This window comes from Microcoleus sp. AR_TQ3_B6, from assembly GCF_036702785.1.
GTDB lineage: Bacteria > Cyanobacteriota > Cyanobacteriia > Cyanobacteriales > Microcoleaceae > Microcoleus.
Genome location: NZ_JAUBVJ010000120.1, coordinates 1 through 19,837 on the forward strand (window position 1 = coordinate 1; position 19,837 = coordinate 19,837).

At 45.7% G+C, this 19,837-nt stretch carries 17 protein-coding genes and 1 pseudogene; 8 read left to right on the plus strand and 10 right to left on the minus strand.

Going from position 1 to position 19,837, the window contains the following annotated elements:
• Positions 1-374: 374 nt before the first annotated feature.
• Positions 375-2,627 carry a transglycosylase domain-containing protein gene (locus QUB56_RS33485; protein ID WP_332960677.1) on the minus strand — a complete coding sequence of 751 codons (2,253 nt, stop codon included), beginning with the start codon at positions 2,625-2,627 and terminating at the stop codon, positions 375-377.
• A gap of 105 nt (positions 2,628-2,732) precedes the next feature.
• Between QUB56_RS33485 and QUB56_RS33490 the strand changes: the two genes are divergently transcribed.
• Together QUB56_RS33490 and QUB56_RS33495 are read left to right on the plus strand one after the other, a co-directional pair.
• Positions 2,733-2,942: a hypothetical protein gene (locus QUB56_RS33490; RefSeq protein WP_332960663.1), complete on the plus strand. Its 210-nt coding sequence runs from the start codon at positions 2,733-2,735 to the stop codon at positions 2,940-2,942.
• A 370-nt stretch (positions 2,943-3,312) separates the two neighbouring features.
• A complete protein-coding gene (locus tag QUB56_RS33495; RefSeq protein ID WP_332960665.1) occupies positions 3,313-4,176 on the plus strand; it encodes a transposase in 864 nt (287 codons plus the stop codon).
• Between the two features lie 254 nt (positions 4,177-4,430).
• Here QUB56_RS33495 and QUB56_RS33500 read toward each other — a convergent pair whose 3' ends face one another.
• From QUB56_RS33500 to QUB56_RS33525, 6 genes are all read right to left on the minus strand, one after another.
• On the minus strand, positions 4,431-4,553 hold the full coding sequence (locus QUB56_RS33500) for a photosystem II reaction center protein J (protein WP_332960666.1): 123 nt from the start codon (positions 4,551-4,553) through the stop codon (positions 4,431-4,433).
• Between the two features lie 68 nt (positions 4,554-4,621).
• Positions 4,622-4,744: a photosystem II reaction center protein L gene (locus tag QUB56_RS33505; protein ID WP_015176850.1), complete on the minus strand. Its 123-nt coding sequence runs from the start codon at positions 4,742-4,744 to the stop codon at positions 4,622-4,624.
• 9 nt (positions 4,745-4,753) lie between these two features.
• On the minus strand, positions 4,754-4,891 hold the full coding sequence (psbF, locus tag QUB56_RS33510; protein ID WP_006635504.1) for a cytochrome b559 subunit beta: 138 nt from the start codon (positions 4,889-4,891) through the stop codon (positions 4,754-4,756).
• 20 nt (positions 4,892-4,911) lie between these two features.
• On the minus strand, positions 4,912-5,160 hold the full coding sequence (gene psbE / locus QUB56_RS33515; protein ID WP_006635503.1) for a cytochrome b559 subunit alpha: 249 nt from the start codon (positions 5,158-5,160) through the stop codon (positions 4,912-4,914).
• Positions 5,161-5,216: 56 nt separating this feature from the next.
• Positions 5,217-6,230 (minus strand): photosynthesis system II assembly factor Ycf48, encoded by a 1,014-nt coding sequence (locus tag QUB56_RS33520; RefSeq protein WP_332960667.1) that lies wholly within the window; start codon positions 6,228-6,230, stop codon positions 5,217-5,219.
• Positions 6,217-6,552: a rubredoxin gene (locus QUB56_RS33525; protein ID WP_332960668.1), complete on the minus strand. Its 336-nt coding sequence runs from the start codon at positions 6,550-6,552 to the stop codon at positions 6,217-6,219. Before QUB56_RS33525 ends, QUB56_RS33520 begins: the two co-directional genes overlap by 14 nt.
• Before the next feature lie 365 nt (positions 6,553-6,917).
• Here QUB56_RS33525 and ndhC point away from each other — a divergent pair, with 365 nt between their 5' ends.
• From ndhC to QUB56_RS33550, 5 genes are all read left to right on the plus strand, one after another.
• Complete coding sequence (ndhC, locus tag QUB56_RS33530) at positions 6,918-7,280, plus strand: photosynthetic/respiratory NAD(P)H-quinone oxidoreductase subunit C (protein WP_332960669.1); 363 nt, start codon at positions 6,918-6,920, stop codon at positions 7,278-7,280.
• Positions 7,271-7,996 carry a photosynthetic/respiratory NAD(P)H-quinone oxidoreductase subunit K gene (gene ndhK, locus QUB56_RS33535; protein WP_332960670.1) on the plus strand — a complete coding sequence of 242 codons (726 nt, stop codon included), beginning with the start codon at positions 7,271-7,273 and terminating at the stop codon, positions 7,994-7,996. Before ndhC ends, ndhK begins: the two co-directional genes overlap by 10 nt.
• Complete coding sequence (locus QUB56_RS33540; RefSeq protein ID WP_332960671.1) at positions 7,989-8,492, plus strand: NAD(P)H-quinone oxidoreductase subunit J; 504 nt, start codon at positions 7,989-7,991, stop codon at positions 8,490-8,492. The genes ndhK and QUB56_RS33540 overlap by 8 nt, the downstream gene beginning before the upstream one ends.
• Before the next feature lie 156 nt (positions 8,493-8,648).
• Positions 8,649-10,103 carry a hypothetical protein gene (locus QUB56_RS33545; protein WP_332960672.1) on the plus strand — a complete coding sequence of 485 codons (1,455 nt, stop codon included), beginning with the start codon at positions 8,649-8,651 and terminating at the stop codon, positions 10,101-10,103.
• Positions 10,104-10,210: 107 nt separating this feature from the next.
• On the plus strand, positions 10,211-11,590 hold the full coding sequence (locus QUB56_RS33550) for a class I SAM-dependent methyltransferase (protein ID WP_332960673.1): 1,380 nt from the start codon (positions 10,211-10,213) through the stop codon (positions 11,588-11,590).
• Between the two features lie 369 nt (positions 11,591-11,959).
• On the opposite strand, the gene QUB56_RS33555 is transcribed toward QUB56_RS33550, so the two are convergent.
• Together QUB56_RS33555 and QUB56_RS33560 are read right to left on the minus strand one after the other, a co-directional pair.
• The gene (locus QUB56_RS33555; protein ID WP_332960674.1) at positions 11,960-14,260 is read right to left on the minus strand and encodes a DUF4231 domain-containing protein; all 2,301 of its coding nucleotides are present in this window, start codon (positions 14,258-14,260) and stop codon (positions 11,960-11,962) included.
• A gap of 244 nt (positions 14,261-14,504) precedes the next feature.
• Positions 14,505-15,968 (minus strand): DUF4231 domain-containing protein, encoded by a 1,464-nt coding sequence (locus QUB56_RS33560; protein ID WP_332960675.1) that lies wholly within the window; start codon positions 15,966-15,968, stop codon positions 14,505-14,507.
• Between the two features lie 1,417 nt (positions 15,969-17,385).
• On the opposite strand from QUB56_RS33560, the pseudogene QUB56_RS37545 reads away from it, so the two are divergent.
• Positions 17,386-17,549: pseudogene (locus tag QUB56_RS37545) on the plus strand (IS701 family transposase); the annotation flags it as partial.
• A 1,918-nt stretch (positions 17,550-19,467) separates the two neighbouring features.
• Here the strand turns inward: QUB56_RS37545 and QUB56_RS33570 are convergent.
• Entirely contained in the window at positions 19,468-19,734 is a 267-nt protein-coding gene (locus QUB56_RS33570) for a hypothetical protein (RefSeq protein ID WP_332960676.1), read from the minus strand.
• Positions 19,735-19,837: the final 103 nt, after the last annotated feature.

Below are 19,837 nucleotides of genomic sequence, written 5' to 3' on the forward strand. Positions count from 1 at the left end.
TTTCTTGATAGTTGACCTTCATAAAATATCCCTTATTTTTCTGGCATTGTAGCACTTATTTGGCAAAATGGTATTACACACCTACTCTATAGCGGTTCTCGGAAAGATGAGGTATTCACGAATTAATTAACAATTCCCCAATCCCCCAATCTCAAATCTCAAATCTCAAATCTCAAATCTAAACTTGTACCTCATCTATCTGAGAAAGGCTATATCTGTAGGGTGCTTATGGCTAGCCTTACCCCTACCAATAAAAGTCTTAACCACAAGGTGACTGCTATAAATAAGCCCACCAATACGCAGATCTCCAACAACTTCTGCTTCGTCGGGGATTTAAAAGTCTAAAAGAAGTAAAAGCAATGGTTTCGGCAATTTCAACGCGCCACCTGCCGCATATACTCACCCCACAACTGAGCGGCATTTGCACTACCTCCCCGAGTTGCAGAATTATCATCATTTCCCAACCAAATTCCTGTCACCAGTTGCTGACTCGGAATATAACCGACAAACCACAAATCTTTATTATCATTAGTCGTGCCTGTTTTGCCAGCTTCTCCTAACCCCAAAGCAGCACTGCTGCCCGTACCTCCCCGCACCACACCTTGCAGCAGATCGGTCATCGTATCCGCTACGCCTTCAGGAACTAACTGCCGATTGGCAACGCCATCTTTTTGATAGTCATAAATCACCCGGCAACTGTTAAAATCATTTCGATCTTTGCAATCGCTGCTGTCAATAATTCGCTTGATTACGTGGGGGCGATTACCCAAACCCCTGTTCGCTAAAACCCCGAAGGCACCGGTTAATTGCAATACGTTAACTTCACTTTCACCTAATACTAAACCAGGGGCAGAACGCAGCGGAGATGTAATCCCCAAACGTCTGGCCATTCCCACTACATTGTCTAAACCGACATCTTGTGCTACTCTCAAAGCAATTGCATTTTCCGACTGTGCTAAACCCCGATACATATCAGCACTGCCGCTGGTTCTTTCGCAGCCGCTATAACTTTGTCCGCCCCAGGAAAGCGGCTCGCAAGAATAAGTTTTGCTGGGTGGTATTCCGCGTTCTAGGGCGGCTGCATAGGTGAAAATTTTAAATGTAGAACCGGGCTGTCTCAAAGCTTGGGTAGCCCGATTAAACTGACTTTTCAAATAATCTACGCCCCCAACTAATGCTAAGACTTCCCCGGTTGTAGTATTGAGAGTTACCACGGCTCCTTGAGAAAAACCTGCACTGGCTCCGGCATTTTCTACAGCATTTTTGAGGGAAGCTTCAGCCACCTTTTGCAGGCGGGGATTCAAACCTGTTTCTACAATAAAATTGCCTTCTCTGGCTAACTGCTCCCCCAGCAAAAACTCCAATTCGTCAAATACATAACTGTAGAAATAAGGCGCGATCGTACTTTGCAGAAATTCGCGAGCTTTCGGATTGATATCAATTCGCGATCGCCTCGCGCGATCGGCTTCTTCCTGAGAAATCGTCCCCATTGCGCGCATCCGTTCGATCACTCGATCGCGGTACTGTACCGCCAACTGATAATTTTGAATCGGATTAAAACTGTTTGGCGCCGGCAAAATGCCCGTCAAAGTTGCCGCCTCTGACAAGGTTAAATCCTTCGCCGACTTGCCAAAATAAAACCGAGCCGCATCCTCAAAACCGTAAAGGTCTATTCCCAAAAACACGCGATTTAAATAAGTCAGCAACAGCTCGTCTTTGCTGTAATAATTCTCCAGTTTTAAGGCAACTACTGCTTCCCGGAACTTGCGTCCTGCCGAATCTTGAGTTCCCACATAATCTCGAAACAAACTCCTCGCTAACTGCTGCGTCAATGTGCTGCCGCCTTCGCGAATTCCTCCCCCGCGAACATTGGTCAACAGCGCCCGCAAAACTCCGATCGGATCTACCCCCAAATGCCAATTGTAGCGGCTGTCTTCCGATGCAAGTACCGCCTTGGATAAATAGGGCGAAAAATCCTGCAATTTCTTTAATTCTAAGTGAGCGTTATTCTGAGGAGGACGCAGCGGAGTTTGCCCATCGCGGGCGTAAACAATCACGGGGCCATTGATACTTCTCGGCAGAGGCCGCACTTTAAACTTTGTCGATTCTATACCTACGAACACCGCAATCAAAGCGGTGATTCCGCTGACGCCGTAAAAGCTGTAACGCACAATTTGCAAATACCAAGGCGGCGGATATACGAACTGAATTCTGACAGCGGCGGCTAGTTCCGGCGGTCCTAAAGTGAACACGTCTCCGTGACGCAGGGACATACTTTTAATTCGCCTTTTGCCGCTGTAAATGCCGTTGGTGGAGTCTTCATCTTTGATGATAAAAGGAGTCCGCCGCCGAGTATCCCGCGACAGGGATAAGTGGACGTGACTGACAACGGGATTGCGAACTACAATATCTGAAGATTTCGACGATCGACCTAACAAATATCGATCGCCCAACAGCGGATAAACCTCAGCTTTAGCTGCACCCGCATCCTGTACCCACAGTTCGGGTACTTTGGCATTCGGTTTCAGCGCTAGCTGGTTAAAATTAACCTTAGCAATAGTCTGGACTGCTTGGGTAATCGCACCCAAGACGGTTTGAGGTTTGCGGGGCGGCTGCGGTGGGGTCATATTTCGCTGTGCACTACGATCGAGCGATCGGCTCTTGCACCATTCTACTCGCAACTTTTGGCTAATTTCACGATCGGGCCACACTCTCTTAGCGAGCGTCTGCTAGTGGCGATCGATTTTGGGGTTATTGGTGAACCCGCCTTGTGCCTGCTGTTTATCAGAAAATTGGATCTAAAACCCCTTCTGAGCGTGACCAAGAATTTCTTAATGGTACAAGCCCCCCGATTTATCCGTGGAATCAATCCCAAATCGATTTTCGAAAATCCTCAAGAAAGAGCATTTATCCGTGGGGTCAATCTAAAATCTAAAATCTAAAATCTAAAATCGATTGGCCGGCTTTTAGTATTGTATTTTTCCCAGATATTTGTTGCTTTCTCAGTGTAATATATTGTACCCTCAAAACGATGGTGACAGATTGGACGATGAAAGCAAGATATCAGTACAGATTCTACCCCACAGACCAACAGCGATTGAGCTGAGCTGCGGTTGTTTGGTTGTGTGAGAGTGATGTGAAATGATGCCTTAGCTTTGTGCAAATCTGCTGACAAACTGCCAAACTACAACCAACTATCTGCACTATTAACCAGTAGCAAAAAGCCCGAAGAAAGAGCTTGGTTGAACGAGGTTTCGTCTGTGCCTTGGCAGCAGTCTTGGAGCCATCTAGCAACGGCTTACAAGATTTTTTTTGATTCCCATAAGGGCAAAAGAAAAGGGGGGGAAAGTTGGAGCACCTAAGTTTAAGAATAAGACCAACAGTCAAACTGCCGAATTTGCTAAGTCTGGGTTTTCCCTTAAAGGAACTCAAGTTTACTTGGCAAAAATAGGGATGGTCAGTCCTATTATGTCTAGGGAATTGCCCTCAGAACCGGGATCGATAACAGTAATTAAGGACTGTACCCATCGGTATTTTCTAAGTTTTTTAGTAGATGTCGAACCTCAAGATTTAGATCCCATCAATCCTTCAATGGGCATTGATTTGGGGTTAAAAACCTTCGCTACTCTCAGCGGCGCAACCCAGGTAAAAAGTCCAGACTACTCAAAATCAGAGCGCAAAATAAGGAAGTTGCAGCGCCGATATGCTCGGCAAGAAAAAGACTCAAAACGCCGTCCTAAGACCCGCATACAAATTGCCAATTTGCACAATCTAGTTAGCGACACCCGCCAAGATTTTTTGCACAAACTATCAACCAAAATAATCAACGAAAACCAAGTGATTGTTTTGGAAGGCCTCAACGTGTCGGGTCAGGTTAAGAATCGGCGCTTAGCTAGAGCGATTAGCTCTCAGGGATGGAGAGAATTTAGAGTCTTTTGTCAAGCTAAATGCGACAAATTTAGTCGCGAGTTTAGGGTAATTAGTCGATGGGAACCCACCAGTCAAGTCTGTTCTAGATGTGACTATCGATGGGGTAAATTAGACCTGAAAGTCAGAACTATTACCTGTTTAAACTGCGGTACAACTCACGATAGAAATGAAAACGCAGTCAAAAATATAAATAAAGTCGGGATAGGGCATTACCACGACTCGCTTTCGGACGCAGAGGGGACGTAAGACTAGTTCGGTAGCAGACCCCAAAGAAGCGTCAAGAATCACCGCACTTTTAGGGCGGTGAGTATGTCAATGAGCAAATCTCCACCCAACCACAAAAAATATCCCTCTGACAACGCCGGATTAAATTCTCATAAACTTGCTAAAAAATCCACACTTTCAATAACATTTATCCCTGATGAGAGCCACAAACTTCGCATAATTAAAACCCCCCTTTTGACCGGGGGGTTTAAAGCCTAAAATCTGCTTGATTCTCCTTACATCGAAGAACCCAAACCGGCATAAGCACCGTAGAAGAAAAGCGCCACAATGCTCAGAACACCGAGGCCTGCGACAGTAGCTACCACCCACAAAGGAATTCTGCCACTTTCACTAAACATAGCCATCACCTCACTAATTCACAGCTAAAAACATTCGAGCTAAAATTGAAAGCCAACTCAGACACCAGTTAATTAAAGAAATAACTGGAAAACAAAATACCCAAAACAAAAATCAGCAACAAACCCAAATACAAAGAAGTCCGGTTTAACTCAACAGGCTGCTCGTTGGGATTAGGAACGCGCTCAGGCATTGTAAACTCCTATCGTTGAATAAATTGCATTGCTGCGATCGCGCCCAAAAAGAAAATTGTTGGGACACCTAAAGTATGAACGGCCAACCAGCGCACCGTAAAAATCGGATACGAAATTGGCTCATTGTTTGGGGTTCTGCTCGTCATTTTTCCAAATCCTTCTTAAATTACTTGGCAATGAACTGATCTACTTGTTTTTTAGCTTCAAAGCGATCCGAGATAATCGGCACTTCTTCCCGCTGCGGTGTGAAATATTGGTTAGGGCGAGGAGTTCCGAAAGCATCGTAAGCCAAACCCGTTTGCACAAACAGCCATCCAGCAATAAACAAAGCCGGAATGGTGATGCTGTGAATTACCCAATAACGGATACTTGTAATAATGTCACCAAACGGACGTTCTCCAGTTGTACCAGCCATTTAGAATCCTCCTTTCAACAACAAATCGACAGACAATCTCTCTTACTATTCTACTATCAAGCAGCTTGCGCTGAACCTTGATATTTAAGTAGAGTACCGCTCGCACCGATCACAAATCCGCGATCGGGGCCCATAAAGACAATCCTGTAAAAATTAGCGGGAACATCTTCAACTTCGCGGTCTTTTTGCCAAGTTTTCCCGCCGTCCAAACTGCAGAGCAAATTGCCGCCGCCGCCGGCTACCCAAATTTCATTATCAGTCCGGTAAGCCATGTCCAGCAAACCCCAACTCGCCTTACGATCGGGAAAAAACGGTTTTCCCCAACCTTCAGGATTGGAGGGGTCGCTAAACTGAATTTGACCGCCGCGGGCGAGCATCCACAAACGCCCGTCCTTGGTAAAGCCCATATTTTGCAGGCGGCGAGAACTATTGCGGTTGTGAGGTTCCCAAGCTTGTTGTCCGGGTTTCCACACCGAGTAGAAATTGCCCTTTGAGGAAACTGCAACATACTGCCCGTCTTCAGAACGGTTGATATTGCGAACTACCCCAAAAGAATCCTGCACGACAGCTTTCCAATTTTTGCCGCCGTCGGAAGTCCGGTAAATCGCCCCGACATCCGTCGTCATCTCGGCGGAATTCGGGCCCAAAGCCGCGATCGTACTCGGAGAACCAGGCAACTGACTGCTCAAAGCAATCCGCGTCCAAGACTTGCCCTCATCGTTGGTGTGAAGCAAAACTGAAGGCTGGCCGACAATCCAGCCTTCGGAACCCGAAAAACTCACCGATGCAAAACGCGACCTCGGATCGTCGAGTTCCAGTGCTACAGACTTCCAGCTAGTGCCACCGTCAAGGGTTTCGAGCAGAGTCGCCTCAGAACCCACAACCCAGCCGTGCTGAGGATTGCCCGTAAAGGCAATATCCTGCAAATTAGCTTGCGTCGGCAAGGAAATTACTTGCCAGGGGTTGTAACTCACAGAACCGATCGTGCTGCAACTCGTACAGATGAGCGCAGCGGCCAATAACATTACAATTCGTTGCCAAAATCTCACAATCGTCTTACTGCAAACCATACATACTAAGTAACAACAAGAAACCAACGACCAAGCCGCCAAAAATCAGCAAACTTTTCTGACCTTCGGTCATGCCGTTGACACCGACACCGTAGCGCTGATTTGCCTTAAATCCCGATACCCCTTCCATCTGACCGAGATTTTGAAACACCGACTTGCGCGCTGCGCAAACGGGACACACCCAAGCTTGGGGCAAATCTTCAAAAGCCGTGCCCGGGGCAATGTCATTTTTAGGGTCGCCCTTTTTCGGATCGTAGACGTAGCCGCAGGCGCGGCACTCGTGCCGATCGAGGGTTTTAGTTTCAGTGGCTCGATCGCTCATAAATCCAAAATTATGGGTCAGCTAATCGTGAAGTACCTCAACTAAACTTCGTTATAGCTGGGGCTTCCAACTAAAACTCAAATTAGGACGGTCTTATTCGTCTTCGAGGTTTCCCGTCTCAACCGCCGATGCCACGTTAGGGACACCACAAGGGTGTTCGACACTTAAGTCGATGATGGTCTTACTTAGCGTCCACAGGCAGCCGCCTGTCTTCCACAGGCAGTTACAATATTAGAATATACATTAAAAATTATTGCAGAAGATGGATGATTAATCTCAACTAACTCGTAATTTTAGCTACCCACAATCTATATAATGTAAAGACAAGTTACAGAACCCTTTCACCTAGGCAGTAATTATTCACCGTGTTTGCACTCAGCGGCTACGAGTATTTCTTAGGCTTCCTGTTAATTTCCAGCCTAGTCCCTATCCTCGCCCTCACGGCGTCTAAGGTTCTGCGGCCCAAAAGTCGTCCCTACGACCGGCGCACTACCTACGAATCAGGCGTCGAGCCGATCGGCGGAGCCTGGATTCAGTTCAACATCCGATATTATATGTTCGCCCTGGTCTTCGTCATCTTCGACGTAGAGACCGTCTTCCTCTATCCTTGGGCGGTTGCTTTCAACCAGCTAGGACTGTTGGCTTTTATCGAAGCCTTGTTTTTTATCGCGATCCTCGTTATTGCTCTTGTCTATGCATGGCGCAAAGGAGCCTTGGAATGGTCTTAAGTTCTGACAAATCACAAAAAGCCCAACTTGTCAACCCAGTCGATCGCCCGGAAGTCACATCGCAACTGTCAGAGAACGTCATCCTGACAACAGTCGATGACCTCTACAATTGGGCGAGACTTTCGAGCCTGTGGCCGCTACTTTTCGGCACGGCCTGCTGCTTCATCGAATTTGCAGCTTTGATCGGATCGCGCTTTGACTTCGATAGATTCGGTCTAGTACCGCGATCGAGCCCCCGGCAAGCCGACTTGATCATCACCGCCGGCACAATTACCATGAAGTACGCCCCCATCTTGGTGCGGCTGTACGAACAAATGCCGGAACCCAAATACGTCATCGCGATGGGCGCCTGCACCATCACCGGCGGAATGTTCAGTATGGACTCCCCCACAGCAGTCAGAGGCGTTGACAAACTGATTCCCGTAGACGTGTACATCCCCGGCTGTCCCCCCCGCCCAGAAGCGATTATTGACGCAATTATCAAACTGCGCAAAAAAATCGCCAACGATTCCATGCAAGAACGGGCTAATTTGCTGCCAACCCACCGCTACTACACCAGACCCCACAAAATGAAAGTAGTAGACGACATTTTGGACGGCAAATACTTGTCAGTTCCCAGCCGGATGGCGCCGCCGAAGGAATTGACAGAAGCAATGGGAATGCCAGTACCGCCGGCCCTGCAAGCAGGACAAAAACAGGAGGTAAACCGTGGCTGAGACAGAAACCTCAATTGTTGAAGCCGGGAAGGTTTCCCAGTGGTTGACTCAAAATGGCTTTGAACATGAAGCTTTAGCGGCCGATAATTTGGGCGTGGAGATATTAAAGGTCGATCGAGACTTTTTAATTCCGATGTCAACAGCACTGTATGCCTACGGGTTTAATTATATGCAGTGCCAGTGCGCCTACGACCAAGGGCCGGGACAAGATTTAGTCAGCGTCTACCACTTGGTTAAACTGACAGACAATGCTTCCAAGCCTGAAGAAGTCCGCGTCAAAGTATTCGTACCCCGCGAAGATCCCAGAGTGCCATCAGTCTACTGGATTTGGAAAGCAGCCGACTTTCAAGAGCGGGAATCCTACGATATGTACGGCATTGTCTACGAAGGACATCCGAATCTGAAACGGATTTTGATGAACGAAGATTGGGTAGGCTGGCCACTGCGGAAAGATTACATTTCCCCTGATTTCTACGAATTGCAAGACGCTTACTAATAGAGTTTTGCGAGGGCGGGTTTGAGCATAAAATTTGACTTTTGCAGTTAAGTTTTATGTGAAACTCGCCCTCTATTTTTTAATTAATGATAACTGGTTCCCAGGCTCTGCCTGGGAACCGATGTCCAAAAATGCTATTTTCAAAAAAGTATTAGTATGGTTTACGAAGCTGCTGGTTTAATAGCTTTACTAAGCATAGTAATAATTTACCTGCAACTTCGCAGGGGTAAGAACAAGCCCGATGATCACAGGCTCGAAGCACAGACAGTTGAGCTTAGGCAAATAAACCAGCAGTTACAACAAGGAAATAACCTATTTACCGCCTTTATAGTTCAAATCCTTGCAAGATTTAAGCAAACAGAGGCAGAACTCAAGGCAATTACTACTGAGAATAATTCTTTGAAGCAGACGGTTCAAAAGCTACAACAACAGTTAGCAAGCGTTGAGAGCGAAAGAGATGAAGTAAGGAAAATTTCAACAAATCTGCGAATTACAAATATTTACTGTGAACAAAAAATTGAAGAACTAGAAGCTCATAAAAAAGTTCTTATTCAAGAATTGGGTGGTTCTCTCAGCAGCCAAGATATAGAGTTTATAACGTGGGAATTTTTAATCGAGAAAGTTAAAGAGGTTACTAGGCAGCTTAATGAAGTCATAGCCCAAAATCAATCACTCATTCAAACAAATAGGGATTTACAGCAAGAAAGAGACGTTCTGAGGAGAGAGTTAAATCAAGTTAAAGATAATAATACTAGATTGACACAAGATAATCTACAACTCCGAGCTAGCAAAAACTCTTTAGAGTCAGAAATAAGACGAGCACTAGACCGAATTCAACCTTTAGAGATAGAGAATAACCAGCTAGAGCAAGAAAAAAACCAATTAGAAATAAAACTTTATGAGTTAAATTCATTAAACTCCAATTCACGTCAATTAGAAACAAAAGTTAAGCAACTAGAAGAGAATGCCAGAGAGCTAGAAAAAACCAAAATAAGTTTAGAGCGACAGCTTAAGGACGAGAGAAATAGAGTTGCACGTCTTCAGCAAGAAATTGAGAGTTTGCAAAATACAAAACATCAACTTGAAACAGAGCTTAAGCAGGAGAAAAGTAAAGTTACGGCAATTGATCACGCAACTAATGACTCGAAGCAAGGAAAAGATGAAGGGTATGCACCCAGCGAAAATACGAAAACGGAAAATAATCTGCTGCTTGCAAAAATAGCTCAACTAGAAGAGACAATAAAATACTTAGAACAACAGAACCAGTTGCAAGACCTATATGACCTATATGATGATGGAGAAAATTTCTTAGGATATTATAATGATTTAGTTTATTTCGTTCAAACATCTTTAGGAACTTCAGGTATAGAGGAATTAAATGATTGGGAAAAAACGGAAGAGTTTTACATAGAACTTATCAGTAGACTTTGTTTTATCGATACGATACTCATAACTAAAATCAAATCCTTGGAATGTAAATTACATCCCTTTTATAAGGACTATATTGCTGTGGCTTTAGATATTAGGTTTAGCTATCCCGGGAAATTTTTGTTTTGGAGTAATGGCGAAATGTGCTTGGAACTAAGTTATTTCTTCAATAGTAAGTTGTAATTAAGAGTTTATCAATCTAAAAGATGAGTTCCAACGATCGCAAAACAAAACTAGAATACGGGGATTTTCAGACACCGCTGGAATTAGCCGAGAGGGTATGTCGGAAATTGATAGAACTTGATGTTAACCCCAAAGTCATCATTGAGCCCACTTGCGGGATAGGTAATTTCATTAAAGCTGCTGCAAATTCGTTTCCATCCGCCAGCAAGATTATCGGGGTTGAAATCAATCAAAGTTATTTAAGAGAATTAAGAGCTAAGCATGAATTGTTACAGGATGAAAGATGTGAGGTTAAGCACGGAGATTTTTTTGAGTTTGACTGGACATCATTAATCAACCAATTTAATCATAGAATACTGGTACTTGGTAACTTTCCTTGGGTAACAAACTCACAACAAGGAACTCTTGGCAGTGAAAACTTGCCTAAAAAAAGTAATTTTAAAAAGCACACTGGCTTAGATGCACTAACAGGTAAAAGTAACTTCGATATCTCAGAATGGATGCTGATCCATGCGATACAATGGTTGCAAAATCGTGACGGCACTCTGGCAATGCTATGCAAGACTTCCGTGGCCAGAAAGTTATTAAGTTACATTCATTCAAAAAAAATTAATCTCGCTAGCTGTGCAACTTACAAAATAGATGCTAAAAAGTATTTTGATGCAAATGTTGATGCCTGTCTGTTATTCTGCAAGTTTGACTCAAGTTCACAAAACTACTTCTGCGATGTATTTAGCAGTTTAGAAAGTTCTGACGGCAATCGAATCGGATATCACAACAATCTCCTGGTTAAAGATATAGATTCTTTCAATAAATTGAGTAATTTATATGCTGTAAATTCAGCAACGAAATGGCGATCTGGCGTCAAACATGACTGCTCGAATGTGATGGAGTTTCGGAAAATTGATAATTTGTTTGTCAATGGATTTGGGGAAGCTGTCGAGCTTGAGGAAACTTATTTATTTCCGCTACTTAAAGGATCGGATGTCGCTCAAAATCGCATTAATGCCACAAACCGCTATATTTTAGTAACTCAAAAATTTATTAGCGAGTCAACCGAACCTATCAGAGATATCGCTCCTAAAACCTGGCGCTATCTGGAGGAGTACGGACAATATCTAGACAATCGCAAAAGCAAAATTTATCAGCACAATCCTCGCTTTTCTATTTTTGGAGTTGGCGATTATAGCTTCAAATTTTGGAAGATTGCAATTTGCGGACTTTATAAAAAATTGGATTTCAGATTGATAAGTGAAATTGCTAATAAACCTGTGATTTTCGATGATACTGTTTACTTTCTCAGCTTTGACAGCGAGAGAGTTGCACGTAAAACTTTTGAGCTTTTAAATTCATCGGCAGCAATTAACTTTTATTCATCGATGGTATTTTGGGATGAAAAGCGTCCGATTAAATCCAGTATCTTAAATTGTCTCAATCTGTCACTGCTGGCAGATTTGGAATATTTAACCGCAGATGCACGCAGATAAACGCAGATGGATACAGCTAAATATTGACTGTTTCTGGGAGAATTTAGGCTGTTATTTTTGATATAATACGTAAAAAATCGCGATATCTTTCCAAATTCCTTATTCGGTTTCTAATAGGGTAAGATGCGTCGGCATCTACTATCTGCAAGTTCTATTGAAAATCTCACAGAGCCGCACCCTTTTCCACTCATCCTTATCATACTCAGTGTGAGTCAGAACATTTTTGATGTAGATTTTTTGAGAAACGTCAACCAAATCCACCCCGCTTTAAAAAGACGGGGCTACCAAGATCCCGTATTGTTTACGTGTTTTGATGGCGGCGACTTCCAGAGTTGAAGCCATTCGGGAGTTCCGACGGGGTATCGCCAGTTAGGCACCGAGCACCGACTTCGCTTTTTGCAAATAGCGCCGGCGATCTTCGAGGCCGTTGTAACCCCCATTCACGCCGACGGTGACTCCTTCGAGGTCATCTCGATCGGCATACTTGTTGAGGTTTCGGGTATGCCAGTACCAGCCTGCGACCCAAATCGCCCACGGAATCTGTCCGACGAGTTGGGGTTGAGCGATAAAATCCTGATTCATTGCCTTAGAAAACTCCGCATAGTTCGATCTTCCGGTCAGTTGCATTAACCCCCGTCCCTTAAAGCGTTTACCGTCGCCCGGTTGAGTGTTGCCCAAATCGTCCCGTCCCTCGTAGTCTTCACCAGAAGCATATTCTTCCATCGCATTGAAACAGTCCGACTCGTGAGCCACCTGAGCGATGAAATGGCAGATCCGCAGGGGCGTATTAATCTGATAGTGATTAAAAACGTCGTTGACGCTGGAAGCCAGTTGGCGCAAGCGATCGCTCGGTGCATTCGAGCCGGCAATCTGAATCAGTTGCTCGCCCGTCATATATTGGGCGCTTGCCGTCGGACTCGCAGCCGTAGCCGTACCAGAGGCGAAGAGAGTTTGAGCCGTTTGGGCAGGTGCAGTTTGAGCGGGTGCGTTTTGGGCGGATGTACCCGGTGGGTTATTGCCGTAAAACAGCCGTCCCCAGCCGGTTTTCGGACCATCTGCCGTCCAGCGACAGGTCAATTCCTGGCGAGAATAGATCAATCCGCCGCCATCTTGAGAAGTGTAGCCGTCCATCAAGTTGCCGTAGGGATCGTTGATAATGTAATCGCCGTCTGCGTTGCGACCGATCGCCACAATCATATGCCCGCCTGTAGGGGCTGACGCCGAGCCGCGATGCAGAATACCAATGACAGCAGGCAGTCCACTGGCTAGGGATTTATCCAGATCGTCAAAATCGAGACTGGTATTCCAGGTCGATTGAATTTTCAGTTCTGCCAGGGCCTGAGTTTGGGCGCTATGGTCGGTGGTATCGCCATACTTAATCACGTACTTGAAGTAGTCGTCATCCCCGGAAATGTTTGCACCCAGGAACTTAGCCACCATCGCACAACTGGAGGTATTGCAAGTTCGGTCCGCTTGCTCCAGATTGTCTCGTTGGGAGAAATAGGGAACGGGCAGTTTAATTGCCCCGTTGCTTGCCCCGTTGCTTGCCGCCGGGGCAGAGGGAGCCAGGGGAGCAGTGGGCGCGGCGGGAGGAGCGCTCATCATCGGACTTGGGGCGGTGGCCGTTGCACCCATCATCCCTGCTGGAGCAGCAGAGGTCGCCATCATCTGGCTGGGAGCGGGGGCCGTTGCTGCCATCATCGGTGCTGGCGCAGCAGAGGTAGCCATGACATTGGCCCCACTAGACCCGATATTGCCGACGATCGCGACATCGGGTGCGCTGACAAACCAGACGTTGCGGTTTTCAGGGCCGAGTCCGCGATCGATCGCCACTTGCAGGTGATTGTTCTCAGCTTGAGCATAGGACATCAAGCCAAAGCTGTTGCCGCCACCGACCCAAATCTTATAGTTATCGGGCAACACTGATGAATGTTGGGGACTGAGCTTGAATTCGGTATTCTGGCGAACTTGGAGAATGCCCGCAGCCCCAGGGGCAGCAAAGGCGGGGGCCGAAGTCCCCCATTGCTGTTGCTGTTGCTGTTGGGGGGGACGGACGGGTTCGGGTCGATCGAACAGGGTTTTATCGGTGGCGACAGTGTTGGCTGTCTTAAGAATTTGCTTGATTTGCTCGTTTTCTTTGGCTTGCTGCTGCTGCAACGTCGCGATGTAGTTTTGTACGTCGTTCTTGATGATACTTTCGACCCGGCTGGCAAAGTTCGCATAGCCGTCGATATGATCGGTCAGGTTGTCGTAGGAACCACTCAATTGCACGTACTGCCAGCCTTCAGCCTTGAGGTCTTCTGCCATTTTGCGATAATCTCGCCAGCGATCGCCATACCGATGAAACTCATCTAGCGCCGCACTGACGGCAATCACCTGACTTACGAAAAAGGGGACGTAAGGAAACCAATCGCGAAAGTATTCATTATCTTTAGACAGTTGCATATTAATCCCCACCAGAGCAGGCAGCACCACCCCGCTAATAATCGTCGTCAGACGCAATCGGTAGTGCATCCGGCGGCACTGATCCGCTTTTTTATCCGCCCACACTACCTGATCGATCCAGCGCTGTTTCAGCGACTGTTTGTAGAGGTTGGGGAGTTTCAACTGTTCGACTAAGCTTGCCAACTCTTCGCGCAGGTATTGTTCGTAGGTCTTTTTCTTAGCCATCTGGATGTCCTGTTAGAGGGTAGAGGGGTGGGGTACATCTGAGGTTAGGCCAAATCCGCATCTGCGACCCATCTTTTAGGTCGATCGACAGCTTCCTCAGAAAATAGCTAGAGACGAACTGTCAAGAGCTTAATTTTTGGAGGAGGCATTCAGTCCCGGATTTCGGATACTCAATCGAGTCAGCATGATTAACTCTCAACGTAGGGGCGCACGGCCGTGCGCCCCTAATTTGAACTTTCAACTTTTAAGTTTTCAGGCGGTAAATGGTACTCTTTCCACCGTAGGAGTTGTCAAAATCCGTATCGCTTTCCCACACAAAGCAAGCTCTAGAAGATGAGTTGGACAGGACTCGACTGCAACCATCGGTCAGTCCAATCCCTATGTGTGCTTCTCCATCCGCAACCACCAAATCGCCCGCTTTCGCCGATTCTCTCGACACCTCTTGTCCTCGCCCTTGTTTGAGCGCGTCCAGGACTGCGGGAACGTAATTGGGATTGGCGCCAAGTGGGGTGAGGTTTGCATCCTGAAGGACTTTGTTGACCGTCCAGGCGCAGGCGTTGTTGCCACCATCAGGGCCGTCGGCCGTAGACATTCCGCGCAGTTTGAGGGTGGAGGCGAGGATGCGAGCATTCAGGTCGGCGATCGCGGTTTGCAGCACCGGAGCACTGGCAGAGGGGGCTGATGCAAACGCACCAGGAGGCTGGGCAAAAGCCATTTGCGTCGGTGCCGGTGGAGGCGCAAACGCGGCCGGAGGCTGGGCAACAGTCGGCTGAGGCATTGGGGCACTCGGTGCGGGTGGGGGTGCAAAGGCGGCGGGAGGTTGGGCGAAGGCGGTTGGCGGCATCGGAGTATTCTGAGGGGGGACTGGTGCGGTCGAGGGTTGCCCTGGAGCGTGGAACGCCGGATGTTGCGCTGGGATTCCCATGGCTCCAAAGCCATTGTGAGGCGGGTTGGCAGCCCCGTAAGGCGGCTGTTGAGGGGGGGGAGGAGTGGGCTTTGCAAACAAGGTTTTATCGGTGGAAACCTTCTCGGCGGTTTTCAGGATTTGCTTGATTTGCTCTTGCTCCTTAGCCTGTTTTTGCTGCAACGCCGTGATATAGTTTTGTACGTCATTCTTAATCAAGCTTTCGACCCGACCTGCAAACAGGGTATAGACATCTTGGTGGGTTGTAGATTCGGTGTTCTCAGTCCGGGGTTTGAGGGCTTTCCAGTCTTCGACGCTGACTTCGGACATCCGACTGCGCGACAGGGGAGGCGGACTATCGTCTTCTTCGTGGGTTTTGTAGCGATAGGGGCCAGTCAATTGCAGGTATTCCCACCCTTCTGCTTTGAGTTCTTCGGCTAGTTGTCGGTACTCGCGCCAGCGATCGCCAAAGCGCAAAAATTCTTCCGTTGCCGCACTGACTGCGATAATTTGGCTCAAGACAAACGGGACGTAAGGAAACCAAAAGCGAAAGTATTCATTATCTTTGCCCAGTTGAAAGTTAATTCCAACTACCGCAGGCAACAGTACACCACCGACGATCGCCGTCAGGCGCAAGCGATAGTGCCAGCGACGGCATTGTTCGGCTTTCTTATCCGCCCAAACCACTTGATCGAGCCAGCGACTTTTGAGCGACTGTTTGCAAAGATCGGGTAGCTCCAGTTGCTCGACCATATCGGCCATTTCTTGGCGCAGGTAGTCGTAATACGAGGTCTTTTTCGCCATGTGGACTTCTGTTTGCACGCACTATATTGTTTAGATCCGCATCGTGGCTGCTCCATCTGAGTTGTTCACCCCCTTTATTTCACGAGGCAGCAGTTCGATAGCCCAAGCGCTTTGTTAGTTCGACTGATGACCAACGACTGGAATCCTATGAACTATCCCTCTTCTGTTACTCTCGGAAAACTGGCGTTGCGGAATACAGGTATGAATTCAAGATTTCGGCATTGCTATAAGCCCGCTTGAGGGTGAGTGTGGTAAGGCTGTGGTGAGTTTTAGGTGATAGTAAAAATAAAACTTCCCGTGGGAAAAGCCCGAAAGCCTGTGTGAGCCAGAGGCTCCCACTACCGTTACCACCAGCAATTGAGAACAGCCAATTTATTCGTTTACTAGAGAGTTGCTGACGAGAATATTGAGGCCCTAGGGCTTTTTGAGTAAGTTTTATTGTAAAAACACATCATACCATAGATAGATGACAAAGCAATCAGTATTTATAATCAGGTCTTAGTGAATCAGTGGGAAAAGTAAACACTGTATGGGTTAACCGGGTGACGACCGCCTCATCAAATTCCTAAGCTTCCCAAAAATCAGTGTAGCATATAGCACACTGGCGGTAAACTGCCGGTAAGGATTACTAAAGCCCCGGCTTTGCTGAGTTTTAGCGGATAATAAAAATAAAACTTCCCGTGGGAAAGGCCCGAAAGCCGGAGTCAGCCAGAGGCTGACTCTACCGTTTTCACCAGAAATCCTGAAAAGCCTTTTGTAACATCAAGCGAAAAGTTGATTCATACCATGAATCCGCAACGCCGGAAAACTTTTGTCATTTCTCAAATCTAGAGCTTTTGTATACGAAGCGATCGCAATATTTTTTGATAATAACAAATACAACAACCAAGTTTTGGTAATAGGATAGCTTCTATTGATTGACTGATAAAGCTTCTAGAGATTGCTCTCCCAGAGAGTTACAGCAGAGGGCTATGAAGTTTTTCTGGTTAAACGCAGCCCAACTCTAGAGGGGGAACACTGTCGGATGGTGCATCACTCAATCCTAACCTCGACCCACAAATTTGTTGAATTTAGGACTTAGGCATTCCTAATATAACCAAGTAGTCCATTGATAAAGAAGGAACATCTACTCATGGGTATCGGACAGTCCTAAAAATAACTAAAACCTCGACAGCGGAATCCAATAAGGACATTTACATCTTATTTTTACTCTCAGAGTTCAAGTTTGGGGGTACAATAGGTTACCGGAGATATTGGGAGACGTTTTCCATTCAGGGCGTCAATTGCTTTTTGTTTAGAGAGAGTTATGAACCGGAAGATTTATTCCCGGTGATGGAGAAATTTATCAATTTAGCCGGGAAATATTGAGTGTTGACCCTACAGTTAGAGAAAAGCTGTAGAGTGAAACAAAACTACGGAATTAATTAGCTATTTTGGGTCAGGCAAATACCATAATCCGAGCGCTGAATTGAACTTAATTACGCTAGGCTATATTATAGTAATTTTTATGCTAATTTAGTGCCAATTAATTACAGAATATACGATAAAAAAGTCGGTCAAACCAAAAACGATTATTTTAGATAAATGCTGAGTAAAATCAGAGAATGGGGAGTGAAACCAAGAATAGTAACTGGAGATATAGCAATCCTAAATGATTCTACTCGTTACCAGGCTCTTCCTGGTAACGCAGATCCGGAGGCTCTGCCTCGCCTGCGAAAATCGAGGCAGAGCCTCTGGACATTGATTAAGAAGTGAAACGCCTGGAAGTTATTGAAACTGATGCGAGGATTGCTATAGTTGGTATTCAGGAGTAGAAAACTTAAAGTTTATAATCCACCATAAACAGGGTTTTTTATTCGGATTTTCCCAAAACATAATTATATCAAATGAGCCGCATAAGTCTGGCAAATTAAACACTTGAGAGATAGCCAATCAAGGATTTGTTACTCATCTAAAATAATTTTAATTTATAAATTAATTGAGTAAAGACTTGGAAAAAGCAGACTCTAGATATTATATTTTATATCTGCAAGAGCGCGAAAAACTCAAAGAGACAACCCGAAGTTAATTTATCACAGTTTATGATTTTTCTTGGGGCTTTAAAACCTTTCATAGAGCGCTCAAATAAGTATGTGGAATTTGTCGGTTCATGGTGAGAGACACCCAGGCGATCGAGACTCACATATTTTGCTCACTTCACGCATTTATTAAATTGGAGTTAATGCCCTCTAAAAAAATAATTAGCACTTGGTATAAAGTTCAAAGGAATCTATTCACTTTAGTTGTCCGGGAGCATATTTTGGCGAGCTTGAGCAGTGAGGTTATAGTCGAGAATACATAGACAATGTGGCGTTGCTGATTCACGGTATGAATCAACTTTTCTCGGCAGTTACAAAAGGCTTTTCAGGATTTCTGGTGAAAACGGTAGTGTCAGCCTCTGGCTAATATCATGTCCGATTGATTGACCATAATATCCCGACCGGGCGGGTTTTTGAGATTGGAGATTGTTGGCAGATATTGTTGGCTCACCGGCCCCTACCTGAGGTCGGGTAATCGACCGGACATGATATAACTCCGGCTTTCGGGCTTTTCCCACGGGAAGTTTTATTTTTATTATCCGCTAAAACTCCGCAAAGCCTGGGCTGTAGCAATTCTTACTGGCAGTTTACCGCCAGTGTGCTATATGCTACACAGCTTTTTGGGGGAAGCTTAGGAATTTGATGAGGGGGTTGTCACCCGGTGAACCCATACAGTGTCTACTTTTCTCACTGATTCACTATGCCCTGGATATAAATAATAATTGCTGTGTCATCTATCTATGGTATGATGTGTTTTTACAATAAAACTTACTCAAAAAGCCCTAGGGCCTCAATATTCTCGTCACCAACTCTGTAGTAGACGAATAAATAGGCTGTTCTCAATTGCTGGTGGAAACGGTAGTGGGAACCTCTGGCTCACACAGGCTTTCGGGCCTTTCCCACGGGAAGTTTTATTTTTACTATCACCTAAAACTCACCAGAGCCTTACCACACTCACCCTCAAGCGGGCTTATAGCAATGCCCAAATCTTGAATTCATACCTGTATTCCGCAACGGGGACAATGTTTTTTGTCAATGCGTAAGTCCTAGAATTTTAGATGTTGGGCATTGCTGATTCATTGTATGAATCAACTTTTGTCGGAAGTTACAAAGGGAGCATCTCATATTTGTAAAAATACTTCTTTTGGCTCCTTCTTTCTGACTCTTTCCTTCTGCCTCCTGCCTCAAAACTTCAATTTATCGCTTGGCTGCTTTCATTGAGATGATCCCGTTACTAAACTCACCCTACTTGACCTATAGCCATCCCGAAATCTTAAATTCATACCTGTATTCAGCAACTCTCTAAATTATGTACTTATGGCAAATATCCGACTTTTCCGACTTTACGATCCGACTTTTCCGACTGACAGAGACAGTCGCCCGAAGCCATGATAGATATAGGGAAAGTCAACCCACGATATCTAGATTGTCAAGATATCGTAAATCGGTCTTGCTGAATTGGGTATGAAATTTTTAGGCTCAATCCCCGTGGTTGCCTCACCGCTGATGGGTAAGCACTTAGAATTACCCCGACAGGAAAAATCATAGTTTGGTTCAGCAGCGCCTGTTTTTGTTCGAGTTCCATCCAATCCGATCGCGTAAGGTGGTGCGGTTTTGCTGTCTAGCATTCGCCCTCTTTCAAATGTTTGAACTCCCTGAGTGAAATTTCCCGATTTCCTATTCCGCATTTACCTATTTCTTCCTCATGAAAACAAATTTTGACGCTTTTATCTCTTACGGACGAGCAGATAGTCTAGCTTTTGGCAGAAAGTTATACGAGAGATTGAAAGA

Bases quoted from the DNA above. Each gene is read 5' to 3' on its own strand.
- psbE (WP_006635503.1), bottom strand. From the start codon at position 5,160: ATGGCTGGTACAACTGGAGAACGTCCGTTTGGTGACATTATTACAAGT.
- QUB56_RS33525 (WP_332960668.1), bottom strand. From the start codon at position 6,552: ATGAGCGATCGAGCCACTGAAACTAAAACCCTCGATCGGCACGAGTGC.
- QUB56_RS33545 (WP_332960672.1), top strand. From the start codon at position 8,649: ATGGTTTACGAAGCTGCTGGTTTAATAGCTTTACTAAGCATAGTAATA.
- QUB56_RS33555 (WP_332960674.1), bottom strand. From the start codon at position 14,260: ATGGCTAAGAAAAAGACCTACGAACAATACCTGCGCGAAGAGTTGGCA.
- QUB56_RS33520 (WP_332960667.1), bottom strand. From the start codon at position 6,230: ATGGTTTGCAGTAAGACGATTGTGAGATTTTGGCAACGAATTGTAATG.
- QUB56_RS33570 (WP_332960676.1), bottom strand. From the start codon at position 19,734: ATGCGGAATAGGAAATCGGGAAATTTCACTCAGGGAGTTCAAACATTT.
- ndhK (WP_332960670.1), top strand. From the start codon at position 7,271: ATGGTCTTAAGTTCTGACAAATCACAAAAAGCCCAACTTGTCAACCCA.
- psbF (WP_006635504.1), bottom strand. From the start codon at position 4,891: ATGACGAGCAGAACCCCAAACAATGAGCCAATTTCGTATCCGATTTTT.
- QUB56_RS33505 (WP_015176850.1), bottom strand. From the start codon at position 4,744: ATGCCTGAGCGCGTTCCTAATCCCAACGAGCAGCCTGTTGAGTTAAAC.
- QUB56_RS33485 (WP_332960677.1), bottom strand. From the start codon at position 2,627: ATGACCCCACCGCAGCCGCCCCGCAAACCTCAAACCGTCTTGGGTGCG.
- QUB56_RS33500 (WP_332960666.1), bottom strand. From the start codon at position 4,553: ATGTTTAGTGAAAGTGGCAGAATTCCTTTGTGGGTGGTAGCTACTGTC.
- QUB56_RS33560 (WP_332960675.1), bottom strand. From the start codon at position 15,968: ATGGCGAAAAAGACCTCGTATTACGACTACCTGCGCCAAGAAATGGCC.